At 73.2% G+C, this 21,004-nt stretch carries 11 protein-coding genes and 1 CRISPR repeat array (1 of these 12 cut by a window edge); of the genes, 7 read left to right on the top strand and 4 right to left on the bottom strand.

Features of this window, described 5'->3' with window-relative positions:
- Window positions 1–252: 252 nt before the first annotated feature.
- Window positions 253–1,704, top strand: a complete 1,452-nt coding sequence (locus tag AC068B_RS02485) for an acyl-CoA synthetase (protein ID WP_478668481.1) — start codon at window positions 253–255, stop codon at window positions 1,702–1,704.
- A gap of 152 nt (window positions 1,705–1,856) precedes the next feature.
- Here the strand turns inward: AC068B_RS02485 and AC068B_RS02490 are convergent, their stop codons facing one another.
- Window positions 1,857–5,576 carry a S8 family serine peptidase gene (locus tag AC068B_RS02490; RefSeq protein ID WP_478668483.1) on the bottom strand — a complete coding sequence of 1,240 codons (3,720 nt, stop codon included), beginning with the start codon at window positions 5,574–5,576 and terminating at the stop codon, window positions 1,857–1,859.
- Window positions 5,577–5,871: 295 nt separating this feature from the next.
- Here AC068B_RS02490 and AC068B_RS02495 point away from each other — a divergent pair, with 295 nt between their 5' ends.
- The 5 genes from AC068B_RS02495 to AC068B_RS02515 all read left to right on the top strand — a co-directional run bounded on the left by AC068B_RS02495 (window position 5,872) and on the right by AC068B_RS02515 (window position 15,839).
- On the top strand, window positions 5,872–7,569 hold the full coding sequence (locus AC068B_RS02495; protein WP_478668484.1) for a VMAP-C domain-containing protein: 1,698 nt from the start codon (window positions 5,872–5,874) through the stop codon (window positions 7,567–7,569).
- 27 nt (window positions 7,570–7,596) lie between these two features.
- Entirely contained in the window at window positions 7,597–8,712 is a 1,116-nt protein-coding gene (locus AC068B_RS02500) for an AAA family ATPase (protein WP_478668485.1), read from the top strand.
- On the top strand, window positions 8,702–12,814 hold the full coding sequence (locus AC068B_RS02505; RefSeq protein WP_478668487.1) for an SAV_2336 N-terminal domain-related protein: 4,113 nt from the start codon (window positions 8,702–8,704) through the stop codon (window positions 12,812–12,814). The genes AC068B_RS02500 and AC068B_RS02505 overlap by 11 nt, the downstream gene beginning before the upstream one ends.
- A gap of 236 nt (window positions 12,815–13,050) precedes the next feature.
- Window positions 13,051–14,088: a rod shape-determining protein MreB gene (gene mreB, locus AC068B_RS02510; protein ID WP_478668488.1), complete on the top strand. Its 1,038-nt coding sequence runs from the start codon at window positions 13,051–13,053 to the stop codon at window positions 14,086–14,088.
- A gap of 83 nt (window positions 14,089–14,171) precedes the next feature.
- Window positions 14,172–15,839, top strand: a complete 1,668-nt coding sequence (locus tag AC068B_RS02515; protein ID WP_478669220.1) for a GAF domain-containing protein — start codon at window positions 14,172–14,174, stop codon at window positions 15,837–15,839.
- A 90-nt stretch (window positions 15,840–15,929) separates the two neighbouring features.
- Here AC068B_RS02515 and AC068B_RS02520 read toward each other — a convergent pair whose 3' ends face one another.
- The 3 genes from AC068B_RS02520 to AC068B_RS02530 all read right to left on the bottom strand — a co-directional run bounded on the left by AC068B_RS02520 (window position 15,930) and on the right by AC068B_RS02530 (window position 19,284).
- The gene (locus tag AC068B_RS02520; protein ID WP_478668490.1) at window positions 15,930–17,912 is read right to left on the bottom strand and encodes an ABC transporter permease; all 1,983 of its coding nucleotides are present in this window, start codon (window positions 17,910–17,912) and stop codon (window positions 15,930–15,932) included.
- A gap of 7 nt (window positions 17,913–17,919) precedes the next feature.
- Window positions 17,920–18,723, bottom strand: coding sequence for a molybdate ABC transporter substrate-binding protein (gene modA / locus AC068B_RS02525; RefSeq protein WP_478668491.1), 804 nt, complete (start codon window positions 18,721–18,723; stop codon window positions 17,920–17,922).
- Window positions 18,724–18,867: 144 nt separating this feature from the next.
- A complete protein-coding gene (locus tag AC068B_RS02530) occupies window positions 18,868–19,284 on the bottom strand; it encodes a TOBE domain-containing protein (RefSeq protein ID WP_478669221.1) in 417 nt (138 codons plus the stop codon).
- 160 nt (window positions 19,285–19,444) lie between these two features.
- Here AC068B_RS02530 and AC068B_RS02535 point away from each other — a divergent pair, with 160 nt between their 5' ends.
- Entirely contained in the window at window positions 19,445–20,533 is a 1,089-nt protein-coding gene (locus tag AC068B_RS02535; RefSeq protein ID WP_478668493.1) for a YihY/virulence factor BrkB family protein, read from the top strand.
- Between the two features lie 422 nt (window positions 20,534–20,955).
- Window positions 20,956–21,004: direct repeats of the CRISPR family, unit length 29 nt; unit sequence GTGGTCCCCGCGCATGCGGGGTTGGTCCC (it continues 1,568 nt past the right edge of the window).

The raw sequence follows: 21,004 nt of genomic DNA on the forward strand, positions 1-21,004 counted from the left end.
TACGTCGGACATGAAGGTGGTCCCATCCTGTTCGGATTGTGGGGGGAGGACCGGATTACGGAAGTGAGGTCGGGTGACTGACAGCCACATCAGCCTCAGCGATCACTGTGACACCGCACCTTCGGCGGCGTAACACTCTCATTACGCTCCGGTGCAGAGACTGCACAGGCTGTGCGCCGAACGAGCAGACCACGCAGGCAACCCAGATGACGCAGACAACGCAGGCAACGCAGACAACGAGGAGTACGAGACGTGGATCCCCTCTTCCCGGCCCTGGACACCGCGCGCGGCGAGGCCCTCCGGTTCGGCGACCGCTCGCTGACCTATCCCGAACTGGCTTCGGCGGCGGGCACGTTGGCGCTGCGGCTGCGTGACGCGAACCGGGTCGCCGTCTGGGCGACGCCGTCCCTGGAGACGGCCGTCGGCGTGGTCGCCGCGCTGCTCGCGGGCGTACCTGCCGTGCCGCTCAACCCGAAGTCGGGCGACTCCGAGCTCACCCACATCCTGCGCGACAGCGCCCCCTCCCTGGTGCTCACCGAGACCGGCGCCCAACTGCCGCCCACGCTCGCCGCCTTGGAGCGCCATGACGTCGACGTACGCCAGGACGGCGGGGACCACCCCGCGGGCCCGCCCGGCGAACCCGGCCCCGAATCCCCCGCCCTGATCGTCTACACCTCCGGCACCACGGGCCCGCCCAAGGGCGCCGTCCTGCCCCGCCGCGCGATCGCCGCCACCCTGGACGCCCTGGCGGACGCCTGGCAGTGGACCGGCGACGACGTCCTCGTGCACGGCCTGCCGCTCTTCCACGTGCACGGCCTGATCCTCGGCACGCTGGGCCCGCTGCGGCGCGGCGGCTCCGTGCGGCACCTCGGCCGGTTCGGCACCGAGGGCGTGACGCGCGAGCTCGGCTCGGGGGCGACCATGCTGTTCGGGGTGCCGACGATGTACCACCGGATCGCCGAGGCCCTGCCGGACGACCCGGAGCTGGCGAAGGCGCTGGCCGGGGCGCGCCTCCTCGTCTCAGGATCGGCGGCGCTCCCGGTGCACGACCACGAGCGCATCGCCGCCGCCACGGGCCGTCGCGTCATCGAGCGGTACGGCATGACGGAGACCCTGATGAACACCAGCGTCCGGGCGGACGGGGAGCCGCGCGCGGGCGCGGTCGGCGTGCCGCTGCCCGGTGTCGAGCTGCGCCTGGTGGACGAGGCGGACGAGGAGGTGGCGGCGGACGACCCGGAGGCGGTGGGCGAGATCCAGGTGCGGGGCCCGAACCTCTTCACGGAGTATCTGAACCGTCCGGACGCGACCGCGGGGGCCTTCGCGCCCGGCGGCTGGTTCCGCACCGGCGACATGGCGCTGCGGGACGCCGACGGGTACGTGCGCATCGTCGGGCGCAAGGCCACCGACCTCATCAAGAGCGGTGGCTACAAGATCGGCGCGGGCGAGATCGAGAACGCGCTCCTCGAACACGAGGGGGTGCGGGAGGCCGCGGTCACCGGCGAGCCGGACCCCGACCTGGGCGAGCGGATCGTGGCGTGGGTGGTCCCGGCGGACGCCGATGTCCCGCCGCGCGCAGCGGAGTTGGCGGACCATGTCGCGTCCCGCCTGGCCCCGCACAAGCGCCCGCGCGTCGTGCGCTATCTGGAAGCCCTGCCGCGCAACGACATGGGCAAGATCATGAAGCGGGCCCTGCCCGAGTCCTGATCACCCCGCTCCGTATCGCCCTGCCCGAGTCCTGATCACCCCGCTCCGCATCACCCTGCCCAACGGCAGGCGACCGCGCCTCCCCGCCCGGGGCCCTTCTGAAGGATCCCGGGGACGGGGCGGCGCGGCCTGCGGAACGAAGCGGCTGCCCGCTACTTCACCCCCACCGCCCGAACGATCTCCTGGGACACCGAACCGCCCCGGTCATCGCTCGCCGAGGCCCGCAGCGAGACGGACTTCGCGTCGCCCGGCACCTTCAACTTCCCTTCCCACGACGCCTTCCTGCCGTCCCGGTCCAGGGCGACCGCCTGCCACGTCTTGCCCTCGTCGTACGAGACGGACAGCTTGCCGCCGCCGATCGTCCCGGTGCCGGCCGCCCCCTTCACGTACGCGGAGAAGATCCCGACGCCGACGGTCCGGCCGCCCCGCACCGCGCCCGAGAGGTCCGTGTCCACGTCGAAGCCGAGGTTGAGCAGCGGCAGGAAGGTCTTCCTGTCCGCGGGCGTCCGCTTCGACGTGAAGGTCCACTCCGCGTGACCCTTCGTCGCGAGCTGCCAGCGCTCCGGGTCCAGAGTCGTGTCGGTCACCACCTTGTACGTGTGCTCGGCGGGGTCCGCGTCCCACACGTACACGCCCGAGCTCTTGCGCCGGTCGGCGCTCACCCCGTCGACGAAGACCTCGCTGACCTGCGTCATCGAGTCCTCGTTCCAGACGTCGCCGAAGCCGGTGTGGTCCGGTCCCGAGTCGCCCCAGCCGGGCACGTTGAACTCCAGGTTGTCTCCGGTGCGCGTCTGCCCCCAGCCGAGTCCGGTGCCGAGCCAGGGGTGCAGGACCGGCTTGAACCAGTCGAGGCCGGTGTGCCTGCCGCCCTGGTAGGCGACCAGGCCGCTGCGCTCCTCCAGCGCCCCGGGCCCGGTGGACACGGACTCGTGCCACAGCTGCCCCTTGCCCGTGGAGACGTACTCCGTGCGCTCGGCCGGATAGTCGATCTTCTCCTGGAAGCCGAGGCCGACGGGGAAGGCGTCGGTGATCGAGTAGCGGTACTCGCCGCCCGCCGCGGGCTTCACCGCGTGGAACGTGCTCTCCACCACGGCGAGTTCGCGCTTCGTCGGCTCGTACGTGAGATCACCCTTGGGGACGGCCCCCGCGTGCCCTTTCGAAAGGTCGTACACGTAGGGGGTGTTGAGGGTCCCGGTGCTCTCGACCCTCCTGCCCGCCTTCGCGGCCGCGATGAGCCGGGCCCCGTCGGCGGCGTCGACCGTGGCGATCTGCAGCGGCCGGTCGCCGTTGTCGTCCGTGCCGAACCAGGCGTTGAGGCGGCCCGCCCGGTCGTCTGTCACGAACAGCGCCTTCGCGCCCGCGTCCTGCGCCGCCTGCCCCAGCTGCGACGCGGTGACCGCGTCCGTGCGGCGCACGACGACGGCCTTGCCGCGGACGTCCTTGCCCTCGTACGCGGCCGGGGTGCCGTCGCCCGCGTCCACCAGCGCCCACTTGGTGCGCCCCGCGGCGATCGTCCCGCCGGGCTGGGCGACGGCCTCGCGCACGCCCTGCACGTCCACGAGGGGCTTGCCGAGCCGCCACACCGTGCGGTACTCGAAGCTGCCCTCGGTGACCTTCGCGGTGGGCGCGGCGAAGATGCTGTCGTACTTCACCGGCACCTGGACGGCGCCCATGAGGTCGGCGCCGCCCGCCTTGCGGTCGTACTCCATGAGCAGCTGCCGGGTCTCGGTGCGCCGGTCCACGTCGGCCTTGATCTCGCGCAGCTTCCGCCCGTCCAGGGTGACCGTGCGGTCCCGGTCGAGGCGGATCTGCGGGTCGGCGAGGAAGCCGAGACCGAGGGAGTCCGCGCCGTTGCCGCCACGGACGTCGAGGAAGGTCGAGAGGGCGTACGTGCCCGGCTTCAGGCGCAGCTTCAGGGTGCCGGAGCCGTCGACGGCGGCCGGGAACGGCTCGGTGCCCTCGGCGAGTTGCTGCACCACGAGGTCGGCGGGGGTCGCGGCGCCGTCACGGTCCTTCACATGGACGGTGAGCGTGTACCGCTCCTCCTCCTTGACCAGGCCGAACGCGGTGTGCGCGACCTTCTTGCCACCGGCGCTCGCGACGACGGCGCCACTGGTGTTCCCGACCGCCGCCTTCGCCCCGTCCCCGGTGACGGTGGTCGACGCGGTGCCGTGGGCCGGGACGGTGAGGGTCGAGTCGGCGAGCGTGACGACACCGTCGGCGGCGCCCTCCGCCGCGAGACTCAACTGGACTGCAATGTCAGTGGAGTTGCGATAGGTCAGGGTCCGCTCGACCGGCTTGTTGTCCTCGTAGGGCCAGCCGTAGAAGCCGAGGTCGGCGCTGCCGGTCGCGGTGATCTGCGCGTCGACGGCATCGGGCACGCTCACCCGCCCCGCCCCCAGCTCGTACGCCGACGCGTCGAGCTGCTTGGAGGTGGCCATCAGGGCGTCCTTGAGCTGCGCGCCCGACCAGTCGGGGTGCCGCTCGGCGAGCAGCGCGGCGACGCCCGCGACGTGCGGGGTCGCCATCGACGTACCGCTCATCTCGGTGTAGAAGCCCTCGCCGTCGACGAGTTGGGAGCGGGCCGCGAGGATGTCGACGCCAGGCGCCGACAGGTCGGGCTTGAGCGCGTGGTCGCCGATGCGCGGGCCCTGGCTCGTGAAGTACGCGGCCTTGTCACCGGAGTCGACGGCGCCGACGGTCAGCGCGGAGTCGGCGGCGCCGGGCGAGCCGATGGAGGAGGGTGCGCCCGTGTTGCCCGCGGCGATGACGAAGAGGGCGCCGGTCTCCTTGGAGAGGGAGTTCACGGCGGCGGCCATCGGGTCTGTGCCGTCGCTGGCCTCCTGCGAACCGAGGCTCATGGACACGACCTTGGCGTCGACGTCCTTCGCCGCCCACTCCATGCCCGCGATGATCTCCGACTCGCTGCCGGAGCCCTCGTTGCTGAGCACCTTGCCGACGGCGAGCGCGGCGCCGGGCGCGACACCCTTCTCCTTGCTGCCCTCGGAGGCGGCACCGCTGCCGCCGACGGTGGAGGCGACGTGCGTCCCGTGCCCGTTGCGGTCGGCGACCTCCTCGCCCGGGATGAAGCTCTTGCTCTCGCCGACGCGCCCCTTCAGGTCCGGGTGCCCGGCGTCGACCCCGGTGTCGAGGACGGCGACCTTCACACCCTTGCCCGTGAGCCCGGCCTCCCAGGCCTTCGGGGTGCCGATCTGCGCGTTGCTCTGCGCCAGGTCGGCCTCGACGCGCCCGTCGAGCCACACCTTGTCGATGCCGGAGTCCCCGCGCTGCACGGGCCGCCACAGGGCGTCCGGCTTCTCGGCGGTGACGGCGAGGCCGTCGACGCTCGCCAGGGGGCGCACTTTTTCTACGCCGCGGGGGAGTTGGCGGGCGGCGGCGCCCAGCGCCTTCTTCTTGTCGTACGTGACGATGAGGGGCAGCCCGGCGGTCGCCCTGCCCTGCTCCGCGACGCCCTGCCGGATCAGCTCGGTCACGTCGAACAGCCGCTTGTCGAGGGCGCCGGAGCGCAGATACGGCCGGGCCTCGTCCGGTACGACGGTGACGTGCCCGTCGGCCACCTGGCTGCGCACCGCCCCGCTCGCGCCCGCGGGCCGGTCGACGGTGACGGTCTGCCGACCGCCGGGGAGCCGGGTGACGGTGACCTTGTCGCCGGTGACCAGGGTGACGGTGTGGGTGGCGTCGGCTGTGCGGGTGGCGTTGGTCGTGCGGGTGGCATCGGGGGTGCGGGCGGCACCGGTGGTGCGGCCGGGCGCGTCGTCGGCCACGGCTCCTTGCCCGCCGGGAAGCAGGGCGAACGCGAGACCGGCGGCGGCCACGAGCGTGGCTCTTCGCCGCGCGGAGGCTCTGGTCATGAGGCTGCCTCTCTTCGTCGGACCCGGGCGGGGGTGGTGCCCGAGTGCTGCGAAGAGTGTCAGGGGCCTTGCGGTGCTGGGGAGTTGGCGGGACGTGGCGGGAAGCCGCCAGGGCGACTATCCGCCAGGGGGAATCGACGGACCGCGCGCACCGAGCCGCGTCACGAAGGCGGGTGACAGCCGCACACGCCGTCCGCGAGAATACGGGAGCCGGATCCGGGCGTCCGGATCGCGGCGACCGGACTGGCTCAACGGGGGTGTGCGCCATGGGCAGTTCGTCGTGCGGTGAGGCCTTATGAAGAATGCCTCCTGGCACGCCCGCATCGACTGCGGCGGCGAGGTCGGCGCGGGCTTCCTCGTCTCGGAGCGGCGCGTGCTCACCTGCGCGCACGTCGTCCGCGACAGCGAAGGCCACCCCGTCACCGTCACCTTCCCGCACCACAGGGAACTCGCCCCCGTCCTCGCCACGGTGACCGGCCACGGCGGCTGGCAGGGGCGGCACGACGACCCCGGCGACCTCGCGGTGCTTGAGCTGGACTGCCCGGTGCCGGTCGCCCCCGCCGAGTTCGCGGCGCCCGAGGAGGCGTACGGCGATCCGCGGCCGCGCCTGATCGTGTACGGCTTCCCGCGGGGGTACGACGAAGGCACGATCGTCGAATACCGGGCCACCGCCGCCCAGTTGATCGCGGACGAGTGGATCCAGCTGGAGGCGTGGAGCGCCCACGGGCAGCGCCTCGCGCCGGGGTTCAGCGGTGCCGCGGTGGCCCTCGCCGAGACGGGGCAGGTCGTCGGCATGCTGGCGGCGGCGGACGGCTCGCCCGACATCCTCAGCGGCCGGATGCTGCCCACCTCCGTCATGTCCCGCTACTGGCCCGGCTTCGCCGAACTGATCCGCACACCGGCCCACTCGGCGGCGACCGCGGAGCGCCTGCGCGAACTGGTCGGGAAGGCCACCGACACCGAGTTCGCCCGCAACCCCGAGCGGCTGTACCTGGACGCCGCGGGCCCGTTCGGCCCGCCGGTCCCCGAGGGCGGCTTCGAGTCGCTGTGGGCCGCCGCCTGGTACCTGCTGTGGGAGGTCGCGGAGCCGGACGCCGCGACCCGCTTCGCCGACCGGCTCGCCGCGCTGCTCGACGCCCCGCCGCGGCCCGCCGACGCGCCCCGTTCGGCGTCCGGCCCCGACTGGGTCCCGATCCTCATCGAGATCGAGCACAGCGGCGGCGACACCGGCCAGGTCCTCGTGACGGTCTCCGCCCACCGCGAGGGCCGCCGCCACCCGGTCGACTCGCGCACCCTGCACAGGAGCGAACTGCGGGCCCACGTCCAAGAGCACATCGACAAGGCGTTCTGCCATGTCCCTCCGGGCTCTGACGAGTTGATCGCCTTCGCGCTGCCCCGCGAGTGGCTCAACTGGCCCGTCGCGAACTGGCAGCGCAGCGCCACCGACCCGACGCCGCTCGGCTGCCACTACCCCCTCGTCGTGACCGAACGCTCCCGGCGCACCGGCGGCCTCCGGCACCAGCTCGCCCGCAAGTGGGAGCGGCTCGGCGGCAGGGCGTCGGCGACGCTGCACCGCGTCGAGTGCGGCACCGTCGAGAAGCCGGGCAGGCTCCGCTTCCTGCTCCGCCGCGACGAGGCGGACCTGGCCGGGTTCGCCGCGGCCCCGACCGCGCCCCGCGTCCGGCCCCACTTCGAGGCCTCGCTGAACGCGCCCGCGCCCATCCTGGTGTGGCCGCGCACCGGATGCGAGTGCGGCGACCACGACCCGGCGGAGGCCTGCGCCGGGAAGGAATTCCTGGACGAGCTGGCCACGTACCTGGACGGCCTGCCACCGGCCGAACTGCCCCGCCACGTCCTCACCCTGCGCGAGAGCGCCGAGGCGTCCGACGCCCCCGACCGGCACTGGGCCAGGGACGTACAGCTCCTGTGGGACGACCCCCGCTGCCTGCCCGACGCGGCCGCCGCCCCGCAACTCTCCCCCGTCACCCGCTGAGCGCCCGCACCCCCACGGAGACCCCGCATGAGCAAGTGGCCCGTCTACACCGGCAGGACAGCGCCCCACGACGGCATCGCCGACCTGCCGCCGCCCCCGCCCTGGCGCGCCTTCGACGGCGGCCCCGCCCTGGAGACCCCGGCGGACGACGGAGCCACCACGTCCCCCGACCGCGCCCACCGGGCCCGCACCTACCGCGCCACCGACCAGGCGGTCCAACTCGTCAACGCGGCCCTTTATTTGAGGCGTCCACTCCTGGTCACGGGCCCGCCGGGCAGCGGCAAGTCGAGCCTCGCGTACGCGGTGGCGAGGGAGCTGCGGCTCGGCCCTGTGCTGCGCTGGAACATCACCAGCCGCAGCACCCTGCACGACGCGCTCTACCAGTACGACCCGCTGTCACGGTTGTACGCGGCAGGGCGGGCCGCACGGGACGACGCCCGGCCCCGCCCGCACGCGCAGGGCACACAGCACACGCCGGGCGCGCCGGGCGCCCCGCGTACCCCTCACACCCCGCGCACCCCCGGCGAAGCCGCACCCCCCGTGGACCGCGCGGGCGTCGCCGACCACCTGCGGCTCGGTCCCCTGGGCACCGCCCTCCTGCCCTACGCCCGCCCCCGCGCCCTCCTCATCGACGAGATCGACAAGAGCGACCTCGACCTCCCCAACGACCTCCTGAACATCCTGGAGGAAGGCCAGTACGAGATCCCCGAACTGCTGCGGGTCGCCAAGCGCACCCCGCGGGCGACCCTCCTGACCGACGGCACCGACACCCCGGTCACGGTCACGAAGGGCCGGGTGCGCTGCCGCGCCTTCCCCTTCGTCGTCCTCACCAGCAACGGCGAGCGCGAGTTCCCGCCCGCCTTCCTGCGCCGCTGCGTCACCCTGCGCCTGCGCCAGCCGCGCGACGAGCACCTGGAAGAGATCGTCCGCGCCCACCTCGGCGAGCCCGACGCCTACGCCCGCGGCCTCATCACCCGCTTCCTGGAACGCGGCACTGGCGGCGAACTCGCCACCGACCAGCTGCTCAACGCCATCTACCTGACCGGCGCCGCGGACCTCGACGCCGCCTCGCGGGACGAACTGGCACAGCAGCTGATGCCCTATCTGTCGGCGTCCGCCGACACCGGCCGCGATGCCCTCTGACCGGCCCCCGCGCCCCGGCGAGGTCGCACACCTCGCCGGGCTGCTGGCCGACGTGTCGGGCGGCGCCCGCCGTCTCACGCCGACCGAGCTGGCGGAACTCCTGTGGCTGGCGGCTCACTTGCCCGCGCCACCGGAGCCGGACCCTGCCCCGGACCCGGCCCCTCGCCAGGCCGAGCCGCGCGCAACGGAGCCGCCCACGCCCACCCCGCTCCCCGCCCCCGAATCCGAAGCCGGTCCCGGTGTCGACCCCGGTCCCGACGACCCGGTCCCGGGTCGGGACGCCGACGCGCCGCGCCCCGCCGACGACCGCGTCCCGCTGCACCTCCCGCCCCGCCCGCTCCGCAAGCCCCGCCCTCCGGAACCCCCGCCCGGCAACCACGGGACACCACGCGCGCCCGCACCGGGGCCGCCCGCACCGGGCGTCCGCCGCATCCCCGTGCACGTACCCGTCCCGCCGATGATCGCCCACCCGCTGGCGCTGCAACGAGCGGTGCGCCCGCTCAAGCGGTACGTCCCCTCGCCCACCCAACGGTTCCTGGACGAGGAGGCCACCGCCCACCGCATCGCCCTCCTCGGCGGGCGCCCGCAAGGCTGGCTGCCGGTCCTCGAACCGTCCCCGGAGCGCTGGCTCCGGCTCTGCATCGTGCACGACGGCGGCGCCACGATGCCGATGTGGCGGCCGCTCGTACGGGAGCTGCACACCGCGCTGGCCCAGTCCGGCGTGTTCCGCACGGTCGAGCTCCACCGCGCCGCGCCCGACGGCACGGTCCCGGCCCGTGCGGCATCCGTGCCCGCCGACGGGCGCACCGTCGTCCTGGTGGTCAGCGACTGCATGGGCCCCCAATGGCGCGAGGGCGCGGGCGCCGTCCGCTGGCACCGCACGCTGCGCCGCTGGGCGGCACGTACGCCGCTGGCCGTCGTCCAGCCGCTCCCCGAGTGCCTGTGGCGCACCACCGCCCTGCCGACCACTCCCGGCCTGCTCTCCGCACCGCACCCCGCGGCCCCTTGCGCCACCCTCACGTTCACCCCGTACGACCCCCTCGAATCGCCGCGGCCCGAGGGCGCCCTGCCCCTGCCCGTCCTGGAACCTGCGGCCAACTGGCTGGCGAACTGGGCGGCGCTCGTCACCGACCCGGGCGGGGCCCGCCGCCCCGGCTCGGTCGCCTGGCTGACGCCGACACCGCCGCTGTCACCGATGCCGCCGCCCGACGCGCCGGACGCGGTCACCCCGCCCCGCGAGGACATCACCCGGCTCACCGCCGAGGAGCTCGTGCTGCGCTTCCGCTCCACCGCATCGCCCGAGGCGTTCCGGCTGGCCGGTCATCTCGCCCTCGGCGAACCGCAGTTGCCGGTCATGCGCCTCGTCCACCGGGCGGTCGAGCGGAACCCGCGGCCGCAGCACCTCGCCGAGGTGATCCTCAGCGGCATGCTCGCCGAGTCCCTGGAGGGCCCGCCGGGCGCGTACGCCTTCCGGGACGGCGTACGCGAACTGCTGCTGCGCAGCCTGCCGCGCACGGCACGCGGGCGGACGCGTGAACTCCTCGCCCAGGTGGGCGGGTTGATCGATGACCGGGCGGGGGTCGCGCCCGGCGAGCTGCGGGCGGTGGCTCATCTGCCGGGGCCTGGGGGCGAGGGCGGGGGCGGGGACCTCGGCACGGACGGGGCGTTCGCGACCGTGACCCGCGACAGCGTGCGGCAGCTCGGCGGCGAACGGGACCATCTGCTCGGCGGGCGCTACCGGGGCGTGGAGCAGATCGGCCGGAGCCCCGGCGTGTGGCTCGCGGACGACCTCTCCGCGGGCGGTGAGGGCGAAGTCGTGGTGGTGCAGCGGTTCCTGGCGGCGTCGGACCGGCTGCGGGCCTCGTTCGCGAACGAGGCGGCGCGGCTCGAACGGTTCCGGCACGCGCATGTGGCCGCCGTCCGCGACCACGGCGTGGACGGGGGTGAGGGCCCCGGCAGCGAAATCCCCTACCTGGTAACGGAGTTCGTGCCGGGCCGCAATCTGTACGAGCTGCTCCTCGGACACCCCGAGGGTCTCCCCGGCGACAGGCTCCTACAGGTGGTGCCGCCCCTGGCCGACGCGGTCCTGGCCCTGCACGCCCAAGGCCTTGCGCACGGCGCCGTCTCGGCGGAGCAGGTGCGGCTCCCGACGGAGCGCGGCCCGGTCCTGTGCGGCTTCACTCTCACTCCGTACAGTGCGGCAGCCCGGTGGGCCGATCTGCTAGCGCTGGGACGCCTCGTCCACAAGACGTACACGGGTTCGGTGACGAGGCCGGTGGGCCAGGCGTCGGGCCCCGTGCGCCCCGGCATCCTTCCGGAAGCGGTCCTGGCGACCCTGGAGTCGGCCGTCCTCGACCTGGAATCCGGCAGCCTGGAACAGCAACGCCGCGGTGCCGCACGGCTGTTGGACTTCGCATCGCATCCGATGCCGGAAGTTACCTGCTCCCTGCTGGGCCGACTCACGGTCCTCCGGGACGGCAGGCCCGTACCGACGGGCACGCCGGAATGCCAGGCGGTGCTCTGCATGCTGCTGCTCCACGAGGGCCGCCCCCTCTCGTACGCGGAGCTTGCGGAGGGCCTGTGGGGGGCCGACCGCGCCGACCCCACCCTCTCCCTCATCGACGCCTGCCTGACCCACATCCGCGACGTGATGGAGCTGCCCCTGTCCGAGCAGTCCGACGGCTACTCCCTCCTCCTTCCTGACGCCCTGTCCGTCGATCTGTTCCGCTGCCGACGGCTGGCCGACGAAGCCGATGTGGCACAGGCGGCGGGAGACGCGGAGATCGCCCGCGACCTGGTGGAGGAGGCCCTCGCACTGTGGCGCGGAAATCCTCTGAGCGGGGTGCCGGGACCGGCCGCGGCGCGGGCGCGGTCGAGCATCGGCCAACTCCGGGAGCGTCTGCTGCGCATGGATTCCATCGAGGCCGGAGCACCGCGGCACACCGTCGTGGCATTCGAGTGCATCGTCGCACCCGGCGACCGGTCCGACACGCTCAGGGAGCAGCTGGGCCGACGGCTCTCCGGCCTGCTGGCCCACAGCGGTCTTGAGCGGTACACCTTCCAGCCGGTCCCCCGGGGCTGGCAGGTGGCCGTCGCCCCCGAGGCCCACCCTGAGCAACTTCTCCCGGCCCTCCTGAAAGGGCTCCCCGCCCTCCTCACGGACCTGCCGCACCTGGCCCTCGCCGTCACGGTCGCGCAAGCACCCGTCCCGACGGCCTTCTCGCCACGGTTCCCCGAGGAGCTGCGGCACCTGTTCGACCGCGAGGGGGGCGCCGTGATCGCCGTCCCGGACGCGCTGTACACGAGCCTCGACCTCCACGAGCTGCCCGGCGCCCCCACATTCAAGCGGATGCCCGGCACCGACCACTGGTACGGCCGCATCACGGCAACACAGCCCACCACCCCCGCCACACCGGTCCTGCTCGGCTTCGAAGGCGTCTTCACCCACCTCTTCCGGGGCTCGGCGGCACGCGCGGCCGCCCTCTCCCTCCTCTCCGTGGTCAGCGAGTACCGCCGCCTCGACGACGCGCTGTCCGGCGTACCGCTCCTGAACTCGGACAGCAGCGTCGTGCCGAGCGGGCACCTCACCCACCCCACGGACGTGCTGCGCGCCCTCGCCCATCACCAGGAGTACGCCGCCGAACTACACGCACGCCTCACCACTCTGGAGACGGAGCGCGCGGCCGCCTCCAAGCCACTGGCCCAGAGCGGCGCGCTCCGCGTCCTCCTCACGAGGCACCCCGTCGCGATCGTCACCGACACCTCCCACCAGGCCGTGGCGAAGTACCTCGACGCGCACGGCCTCCCCGCCCCCCGCGGCGGAATCCACGGCCGCACCGCGGACCTCGCGCGCCTGATGCCGGACATGGACTGCCTGAACCGGGCGCTGCGGCAGCTCGCCGTGGCACCGGACCGCTGCCTGATGCTCGGGGCGTCCCCGCACGAGGCGGTCGCCGCCCGGAGTCTGGACGTCCCCTTCGTCGGCCACGCCCCCGACCGAACGTCCGCGGAAGGTCTCCGGTCCGTCGGCGTCTCCCGCACGGTCGACTCCGTGCGCGCGTTCATCGACATCGTCCGCACGGAGGCACGAGGGGGCGGATGAAAACCCGTCAGATCGGCGAGTATGCGCCTTTTCGGTAGCAACCGCTCCGGGTCCACTGGAACCACCGCACTGTTCGCGCGAACCACCGCACCGCCTGCGACGCCGTCAACACCACCCGTGCGGCGGCACCCCGCCCGGCTCAGCTCAGCGCGCGGGCCGCGCGCGTCCGCCGCACGATGCGAGACAGGACCGCCGTCCGACGGTCCGTACGGTCTGCGCTCTCGGGAGGATCTGCCATGACCGTCAGTCTGGAGCAGTTGCGCCGCTGCCACATCGCCGTCGACCTGGGAGCCGCGAGGACCCGGGTGTTCGTGAAGGGCGCGGGCCTGGTCGTCGACCAGCCGAGCGCCGCCGCCATCAACACGCGGACGGGTGCGCTCATCGCGGTCGGCCAGTTCGCCGAGCAGATGACGGGCCGTACGCCCGGCTACATCCGGGTGGTCCGCCCCGTCTCCGGCGGCACCGTCGTCGACATCGAGATGGCCCAGCGCATGCTGCGCCATCTGCTCGGCGAGAAGCTCCGCCGCACCCTGCGCCGCAAGCCCCGGCTGCGCGCCGCCGCCTGCACGCCGCACGACGCGGATCCGCTGGCACAGCGCGCCGCCGTCGAGACGATGGTCGGGCTCGGTGCCCGCCGCGTGGAACTGGTGGACACCCTCATCGCGGCGGCCGTCGGCTGCGGCCTCCCGGTGGAGCGCCCGGAGGCGACGATGATCCTCGTCTGCGGCGCCGCCACCACGCAGGTCGCGGTCCTCTCCCTCGGCTCGATCGTGACCGCGGAACGCATCCCCGTCGGCGGCGAGGCCATCGACCACGCGATCGTGCAGCACCTGCGCCACCACCACGAACTGATGCTGCCCTCCCAGTCCGTACGCCCCCTCCAGCTCGCCCTGAGAGGCAACGGCCTCACCCCGCAGGGCCCGGAGTCGACCGAGATCCACGGCAGGGACGTCGCGACGGGCCTGGCCCGCTCCGTCCAGGTGGACACGGCCGCCGTACGCGACGCCATCCACACGCCGCTGACCGCCGTCCTGGACGGCATCGGCAAGGTGCTGCGCGACTGCCCGCCGGACCTGGTGGCCGACCTCGCGGACCGCGGAATCATGATGGTCGGCGGCAGCGCGCTGCTCCCGGGTCTCGACCAGATGCTGCGGGACGCGACCGGTATGCCCGTACATATCGCGGAACGGCCTGATGTGTGCGCTGTGCTGGGGCTCGGTGCGATGCTTGAGGGCAAGATCCAACCGCTGGCGCTGGCTCCGCTGTCCGGCTGACCCGACCCGACCCCACCGGCCCGGCCCGGCCGAGAGGCAGCACCTGTCTCCACCGACCATGGAGTACGTCGTACGTGACCGAGATGCCGATGCCCGAAGGAACGGACGCCGCACCGGGGCCCTCGATGCAGCCGATCCTGGAGGCGGTCCTGAGCGTCGGCACGGACCTCGAACTCCGGGCCACGCTGCAGCACATCGTGGACAGCGCGGCCCGGCTGACGGGGGCGGGGCTCGGCACGCTCGGTGTCGACGCCCCCGGTCACGAGGGCCCGGCCGAGGTGTTCGTGGCGGGCGGCCCCGGGCGCTTCCCCGACGGCGTGCCGCGCGTGCGCCCGAACGCGGACGGCACCGTCATCGACGTACCGATCCACGTCCTCGACGACCCGTTCGGCACCCTGCTGCTCGCCGAGAAGGCCGGGAGCGGCCCCTTCACCGACGAGGACCGGCAGCTCCTGAAGGTCCTGGCGAGCCAGGCGGGCATCGCGATCGGCAACGCCCGCCTGTTCGAGGCGGCCCGGCAGCGGGAGCGCTGGATCGAGGGCGCGGCGGCGGTCACCACGGCCCTGCTCACCGGCGAGGCGGCGGCGGACGCGCTGATGACGGTGGCGGACCGGGCGCGGATCCTCGCGGGCGCGGCGGCGGGCGTGGTCCTGCAGCCCACGGAGGCGGGCGGCATGCGGATCGTCGCGGCCGCGACGGACGGGGAGCCGCACGGGTGGGGGGCGTCGGCGGGCAGGCGTGCGCACGGGGAGGGGGCGTCGGCGGGCAGGCGTGCGCACGGGGAGGGGGCGGCGCGTTCGGCTGGCCCCGCGGCGGAAGGGTCCCGCACGGACACCCCCCGCCCAACCCCGAAAACCAGCCCCACTCGCAACACCACCCCCGACTCCCATACCTCCCACGCTCACCCCAACGACCTCATCGGCACCACCATCGAGCCCGGGAGCGCGGTCCTCGCCCAACTCCTCGGCGGCGAACCGGTGTACATCGACGACTCGGCGACCGACCCCCGTATGACGACGCACGTACGCGCCCGCTTCGGCCCCAGCATGATGCTGCCGCTGCAAGCCGCAGGACGTCTCATCGGCACTCTCGCGCTGCCCCGCAGACGCGGCGCCCCCGCCTACACCTCGGCCGAACGCCTGCTCGCCACGCAGTTCGCCTCGCAGGCCGCGCTGGCCCTCGTCCTGGCCGACGCCCAGCAGAGCAGGCAGCGCCTGGCGGTCTTCGAGGACCGCGACCGCATCGCCCGCGACCTGCACGACCTCGTGGTCCAGCGCCTCTTCGCGACCGGCATGATGCTGGAGTCGACGCGCCGCAGGGCCCAATCGACCAAGGTCGAGTCCACGCTCGACCACGCCGTCGACGAGCTGGAGTCCACCATCCAGGAGGTCCGTACGGCCATCTTCGCGCTCCAGCAGCCGCCCGCCGACGCCCCGGCCACGTTCCGCGGCAAGGTCCTGCGCGAGACGGCGGGCGCGGCCGCGGTCCTCGGCATCCAGCCGTCGGTGCACTTCGCCGGTGCGGTCGACGCCCAGGTCACGGACCCGGCGGCGGGCCACCTGCTCGCCGCGCTGCGCCGGGCGCTGGCCGCGGCGTCGCGCCGCACCGGCGTCACCCGCGTGGACGTCGCGATCGACGCGCGGGCGACGCTGCCGGACGGCCGCTCGGGGGTGCGGCTGACGGTGTACGACGACGGGGACACGGACGGCGTGGAGGCGGGGACGACGGCGACGTGGCAGGCACCGCTGTAAGGGCTACTACGTCCCGCAGCCCCGCCCTACTGAGCCCGCACTTAGCCCTCTGAGCCCGCGCTTAGCCCCACTGCTGAGCCGCTGGCCCCCTCAAAGGTCCACCACCGACACCTCCGTGGCCTTCACGCTGGTCCACACCTCGGCCCCCTCCACGAGCCCGAGCTCGACAGCCGCCTGAGGGGTGATCTCGGCGACGAGGTCGGGCGCTTCGACGGAAGTAACGAGAACGCGCAGCCGACTACCGGCGGTGGTGATCTCGCGGACGGTCCCCGACCACACGTTGCGGGGGCTGCCCTCCGGCTTCTCGCAGTGCACGGACACGGCCTCCGGCGCGATGACCGCGAGGGCCCGCGCGCCCTCCTCCAGCGGGTCGGCGACGACCAGGCGCCCCTCCCCCGCCAGCGCGAGCGTGCCGTCGGCGGTCGCGGTGCCGGGCCAGGCGTTGCGGCCGAGCATGCGGGCCACCCAGGGCGAACGCGGGTGCCGGGTGACCTCCGTGGGCGGCGCGTCCTGCAACGTACGCCCTTCGTCGAGTACGAGGACCCGGTCCGCCAGCGAGACGGCCTCGACGGGGTCGTGCGTGACGATGAGACAGACGCCGCCGAACCCGTCGAGGTGGCGGCGCAGGGTGTGCCGGACGTGGGCGCGGGTGGTCTGGTCGAGGGCGGCGAGCGGTTCGTCGAGGAGCAGCAGCCGGGGCCGGGCGGCCAGCGCACGGGCCAGCGCGACCCGCTGGGCCTGCCCGCCGGAGAGCTGGGCGGGCCTGCGGTGCGCGAGGTGTCCGACGCCGAGCCGGTCGAGCCACGCCTGCGCGTCACGCCGGGCCTCGGCACGCCGTACGCCTTGCGCGCGGAGCCCGTAGGCGGTGTTGCCGAGCGCGTTCAGATGCGGGAAGAGCGCACCTTCCTGGGGCACCCAGGCGACCCCGCGCCGGTGCGGCGGCAGGCCGGTGACGTCGTGCTCGCCGAGCCGCAGCAGCGCGTGGGCGCGCGGGGTGAGCCCGAGGAGGGCGCGCAGGAGCGTGGTCTTGCCCGCGCCGTTGGGTCCGACGACGGCGATGGTGGTGCCGGGGTTGGCGTCGAGGGTGAGCTGGTTGTAGCCGGTGACGTCGGCGTGCAGGGCCCACTTGTCCGGGGGGCCGGGGTCGGCGGGATCCTTGCCGAGCGACTCGGGCGTCCGGGGATCATCAGGATCTCCCGCCGACTCGTCCCCGACAGGACCAAGCCCCCGCACAGCAGCCCCCGCCCCGGCCCCCGCCCCGGCCGTCCACCGCCCCCGCAGCCCCACGAGCACGGCCATAGCAATAGCAAGGAGCAACAGCGACAGAGAGGTCGCGGCCTCCGGGGAATCCTGGAGGAGCAGATACACCTGGAGCGGCAGGGTCTGCGTGGTCCCCGGCAGGTTGCCCGCGAAGGTGATGGTGGCCCCGAACTCGCCGAGCGCCCGCGCCCAGGTCAGCGCGGCGCCCGCGGCGAGCCCGGGGGCGACCATGGGCAGGGTGACGGTGAGGAACACCCGTACCGGAGACGCCCCGAGCGACGCGGCGGTCTCCTCGAAACCGGGCCGGAGCCCGCCCAGAGCCCCCTCCAGACTGATCACGAGGAACGGCATCGCCACGAACGTCGCGGCGACGACCGCCCCGGAGGTGTGGAAGGGCAGGACGACCCCGAAGGTGTCCTCCAGCCAGGGCCCGAGCAGCCCGCGCCGCCCGAACCCGAGGAGGAGCGCGACGCCGCCGACGGTGGGCGGCAGCACCATCGGCAGCAGCACGAGGGACCGTACGAGCGCCTTCCCCCGGAACTCCACCCGCGCCAGCAGCCAGGCCAACGGCACCCCGAGCACGAGCGAGAGCCCGAGCGCCCAGAAGGACACGAGCAGCGAGAGCTTCAGGGCCTGGGTGACCCCGGGAGCCGAGAGATGACTGCCCAGATCGCCCCACTCGGTCCGAGCAAGAATGCCGACGAGCGGCATCAGCAGGAACGCGACGGCGAGCAGGGCGGGGACGGCCAACGTGAGCGGCGCACGGGAGCGCACGCGGGCGGGTCCGCGGAGACGAGAGCTGAACCTGGCCATCTGGGGGCTACGGCTTCTGGAATCCGGCGTCCCGCAGAATCTTCTGCGCCTCCGGCGTGCTGAGCCACTTCACGAACGCGGCGGCCGCGTCGCCGTTCTTGGAGCCCTTGAGGGTCGCGGCGGGGTAGGAGGCGACGGCGTTCTGCGCGTCGGGGATCTCGACGGCGTCGACCTTGCCGGTCGCGGTGGCGGCATCGGTCTTGTAGACGATGCCCGCATCGGCCTCACCGAGCTCGACCTTGCTGAGCACGGACCGCACGTTGGCCTCCTTGGAGACCGGCTTCACGTCGACGCCCTGCTTGTCGAGGACCTGCTTGCTGTAGCGCCCGACGGGCACGGTGTCATCGGCAAGAACGACCTTCAACTTGCTGTCGGCGAGATCCTTGAGCCCCTTGACCTTCTCCGGATTGCCTTCGCGGGTGGCGATGACGAGCCGGTTCTTGGCGATGACGGTGGGCTTGCCGGTCTCCCCCTTCAGCCCGTCCATGGTCTTGGTGTCGGCGGTGACCAGCACATCGGCGGGCGCCCCCTGCTTGACCTGCGCGGCAAGCTCCTGGGACCCGGCGGCGGAGACGGTGATCTTCGTCCCCGGGTGGTCCTTCTCGTACGCCTTCTCGGCGGTGGCGAAGACGTCGGTGAGGGAGGAGGCAGCAAGAACGGTAAGGCTCACGTCCTTACTCCCACTACCGCCGTCCTTCTTCCCGTCACTGTCGTCGTCACTGCCGCAGGCGGCGAGCGGAAGGAGCAGCGCGGCGGTGGCGACAGCGGCGGCGGTACGGCGGACGGGGCGAGCGGAGAACTTCGGGGACATTGCACGGCTCCTAGCGGATGACGAAGGAAGGACGATCGCGAGACGAGGAACTTCGGGGAGCGGGGAAGGCCGAAACGAACACGCCCCCGGCCCCTCGGGCCCCGGGCCCCGGGCCCCCGGAACATGAGGCTCCCCGACTCCCCCTCAAGCCCGATCGATATGAACGCTGGTGGACTTGACCCGGGCGGTGGCTTCCACGCCGACCTCGAGGCCGAGCTCCTCCACCGCCTCACGGGTCAGCAGCGAGACCAGCCGGTGCGGCCCGGCCTGGATCTCCACCTGCGCGGCGACGTCGCCGAGCTTGACGGCGGTGACGATGCCGGGAAAGGCGTTGCGAGCGGAGGTGTAAGCAACCTCTTCATCACCCGCACCTGCACTCGCACCCGCACCACCGCCCTGCCCGACCTCGATGGAGAAGGCGGCAAGATCCCGCCCGTCGATGAGCCGCCGCCCGGCCTCGTCGCGATGAGTGGCGACCCGACCGGCGTCCGCCCAACGGCGCGCGGTGTCGGGACTGACCCCGAGCAGACGGGCGGCCTGCCCGATTGTGTAGGACTGCATATGCGACAAGATAAGCGTGATCGGCTCGCATTTGTAAAAGTTGATAGGGATATCCACCGCAGATGCGCCTGCACGCCCCCCTCCCTGGAGGAACCTCCAACCCGAGACATGGGCAGCCCGAAAGCGCATAAGCGCCCCGCCACGGTGAACTCGCCCCCTCATGGCACCCTCCGACAGGCACAACCACGCCAATCACGCGCACGACGAGGCCGAACCCGCCACCCCGGGTACCGGCCCGTCCCCGGAGGTCGAGCGGGCCGCCCCCGACGAGCCCACCGAGCTGCCCGCACGCTCCTGGTGGGCGGTGCTGCGGCGGACCGGCAAGGAGTTCATGGACGACGAGCTGCCCGACCGGGCCGCCGCCCTCACCTACTACGGCGTCCTGTCCCTCTTCCCCGCACTCCTCGTCCTCGTCTCGCTCCTGGGCGTGATCGGCGAATCGGCGACCCACAAGGTCCTGGACAACCTCCAGGACCTGGCGCCGGGCCCGGTGCGCGACCTGCTCGGCGACTCGGTGAGGCAGCTGCGGGACAGCGGCGGCACCAGCGGAGTGATGGCGATCGCGGGCCTGGCACTCGCGGTCTGGTCGGCATCCGGGTACGTGGCGGCGTTCATCCGTACGTCCAACGCCGTCTACGACCTCCCCGAAGGCCGCCCGGCATGGAAACTGACCCCGCTCCGGGTGGCCCTGACCGTGGTCCTGATGATCCTGCTCGCCCTCAGCGCACTGATAGTGGTCTTCACGGGGCCGCTGGCCGAACGGGCGGGCGACGCGATCGGCGCGGGCGACGCGGCGCTCACGGCATGGTCCATCGCCAAGTGGCCGGTCCTGCTGGTCCTAGTGATCCTGATGATCGCCCTGCTCTTCTGGCGGGCCCCCAACGTCCGCGGCCCCGGCTTCCGCTGGCTGAGCCCCGGCAGCGCCCTCGCGGTCCTGCTCTGGCTGCTCGCCTCCGGCGGCTTCGCCCTGTACGTCGCCAACTTCGCCTCGTACAACAAGACGTACGGAACCCTCGCGGGCGTGGTCGTCTTCCTGATCTGGCTGTGGCTCTCGAACCTGGCCATCCTGCTGGGCCTGGAATTCGACGCGGAACTGGCCCGCCAGCGGGCGATCTCCGGCGGCATGCCCCCGGAGGAGGAGCCGTACGTGGAGCCCCGAGACACCCGCAAGTGGCCCCGCCGCCGGAGGCCGCGCAGGGACCGGGAGCCCACCCCCGTGCCGCCCGCCCGGCCGGGCCGCGAAGGCTAGCGCCCTCCTCAACGGGACCCAGGCAGGCCTCAACTCTGAGTGCGCACACCGCGGAGGCACCGAAGCCTGAGACTCCGCCTCAGGCTCCGCGTACTGGAGACCGCACGAAGAGCTGATGGAACACAGGGACCACCTCCACGGACACGAGGATCAGCATCACGCCGCGCACACTGGTTGAAGGCGAACGCCTCTGAAGGCCCTTCAGGCAACTACGGTGTCGAATGACTCCTCCCGAGAGCACGTCCGCTCCCTGATCGCATCGCAGCTCCAAAGGGCTGCTCCCAAGCGTCACCGTGGTGGCCGCGACGTCGAGACGTTCTCTCCATAGCTGCAACATCGGAAGGCAGATGACCCAAATGTCGCTTTCCGCGCTAGTAAGCAAAATCGCCCCCCTCCGCTCATGAAAGCCCAGGTCGCCCCCTGTGGTCCCCGCGCATGCGGGGTTGGTCCCTGGGCCCCCGACTGCGGAAG

It is taken from the genome of Streptomyces sp. NPDC042371, assembly GCF_056437465.1.